1 protein-coding gene and 1 pseudogene are annotated in these 2227 nt (G+C 44.2%); both read left to right on the top strand.

What is annotated here, in order from left to right; translation table 11 throughout:
- Positions 1–141 precede the first annotated feature (141 nt).
- Positions 142–1389 (top strand): annotated as a pseudogene (ltrA, locus tag LC608_RS36685) (group II intron reverse transcriptase/maturase); the annotation flags it as partial.
- Between the two features lie 222 nt (positions 1390–1611).
- A complete protein-coding gene (locus LC608_RS37155; protein ID WP_267871339.1) occupies positions 1612–1956 on the top strand; it encodes an HNH endonuclease in 345 nt (114 codons plus the stop codon).
- Positions 1957–2227 lie beyond the last annotated feature (271 nt).

The following is a 2227-nucleotide window of genomic DNA, read 5'->3' as shown; positions in this document are numbered from 1 at the left end:
GCCACATTAAGCTACTTAATGATAATAACTCGCATTAAATTTCTTAATTTTTGACTCTAGCTTAGTTCTTGTGTACTACTATGCCAGCTTTTTATTGATGTGTGACAGTTAGGGTGCGGAATGTAGGCTGAAAGATATGTATTCAAGTTGCAAAAACGCATCTACGCTGCTTCCCGCCGTGGTGATGTCAAGCGATGCCGCAAACTCCAAAAGACGTTGATGAGGTCTTGGTCTAACAGGGTGTTAGCGGTACGTAGGGTAACAGTTGAAAACCAGGGAAAGAAAACGGCAGGTGTGGACGGTATTAAATCACTGCCCCCAAAAGCACGTTTTGAACTTGCAGGGCAATTAAAACTAACTGGAAAATCCAAACCCACTCGTAGAGTTTGGATTCCGAAACCAGGAAGAGAAGAAAAACGCCCATTAGGAATACCCGTAATGTACGACCGCGCACTACAAGCCGTAGCAAAAGCTGCACTTGAGCCAGAATGGGAGGCTCAGTTCGAGCCAAACTCCTATGGTTTTAGACCCGGAAGGTCATGCCACGATGCGATAAAACAGATTAAACTCTGTATTCAAAACAAGGCAAAGTTCGTGTTAGATGCCGATATTGCCAAATGTTTTGACCGCATCAACCATGAAGCACTGCTCCAAAAGTTGAATATCTTGGGTAAAGTCAGGCAACAAATTAAAGCTTGGCTGAAATCGGGGGTAATAGACGAAGGAGCATTTACTGCCACATCTGAGGGTACGCCGCAAGGTGGGGTCATTTCTCCACTTTTGGCAAACATAGCCCTTCACGGCATGGAGGGAAGGATAAAACAGGAATTCCCCAGAATGTCACATACACAAAGGGAAACTTGGTATCACAAAAAAGGTACTAATTTTTTACCCCCAAATATTATCCGTTACGCGGATGATTTTGTGATTCTCCACGAAAACAAAGCCGTTGTCCAAAGATGCCGAGAAATTATCTCGGAATGGTTAGCTGGTATTGGACTTGAATTAAAACCTGAAAAAACTCGGCTAACTCATACATTCAATCCTGAGTTAAGTGAGGATGGTAAAGCCGGATTCGACTTTTTGGGTCATCACATCCGACAATATCCCGCCGGGAAATACCGGAGCAATATAAATGCCCAAGGTACTAAATTAGGTTTCAATACCCTTATCACCCCATCCGCGAAGGCGAGTAAGGCTCACCAAGAGGAGGTAAGAAGAATCATCACAAAATACAGGTCTTCGCCCCAAGCGGCTCTCATAAAAGACCTTAACCCTGTAATAAGGGGATGGACTTCATATTATTCCCACTCCGACTCCCAAACGGTCGGAGAATTAGCAAAACAAGACCACCTCACATACCTGAAACTTCGACGATGGGCAAAACGCCGATGCGGAAACATAAATGATGGTCACATCAAATACTGGATAACCATAGGCGATAATAACTGGGTATTCGCAACCAGGAAAGGCACAGCGAACCCCTTCCGGTTACTAACACATAAAGAGTTTAGTTGCAGTAGCACCGATTATGTGAAAGTTAAAGGCGATAAAAGCCCCTACGATGGCGACCTGGTTTATTGGAGTTCAAGATTAGGGACACACCCCCAAATGCCTAATCGTAAGGCTAGACTGTTAAAACTTCAATTGGGTAAATGTCCTTGGTGTGGATTAAGCTTCCACAATTGGGATGTGTTAGAAGAAGACCACATCACCCCCAGAGCTATAGGCGGCAAGGATGAGTACAAGAATCTTCAACTACTGCATCGGCATTGTCATGACGAAAAGACCGCACTTGACCTAATAGAAATTAGGAAGAAAGACCGCTCCAAATTCCTAGAGAAACTTTCTCAATTTTGGGAAAAGTTTGATTGGAATTGGATAAATGATATCCCTAATTTCATCGGTCATACTGTCAGGAAGTCCGATGTGACAAATGGGCAACACACTGAGTAGCCGTGTGCGATGAAAGTCGCACGCACGGTTCCGAATGGGAGGGGTGATGCAGTAATGCACACCTCGACCCTACCGACCAAGACAGTACGGACTCAATCGCGTGGCTCCGAGTGCAGAACAAGTGATTGCATCGTTGGGAGTCCGAGCGACCTTGAGGGGAGACAAAATACCCTGAAATAGATATATGGCAAGTAGTGTAGCAATTTATGGTAAAAGAAAAAGAGCATTAATTCGCAATAAGCCCTATTTAATGATAATGTTGCCAGAATTC

Source organism: Nostoc sp. XA010, assembly GCF_020829625.1.
GTDB lineage: Bacteria > Cyanobacteriota > Cyanobacteriia > Cyanobacteriales > Nostocaceae > Nostoc.
This window is presented reverse-complemented; position numbering and strand designations above follow the sequence as displayed.

Excerpts from the sequence above, each read along its gene's own strand:
- LC608_RS37155 (WP_267871339.1), top strand. The coding sequence starts at position 1,612 with ATGCCTAATCGTAAGGCTAGACTGTTAAAACTTCAATTGGGTAAATGT.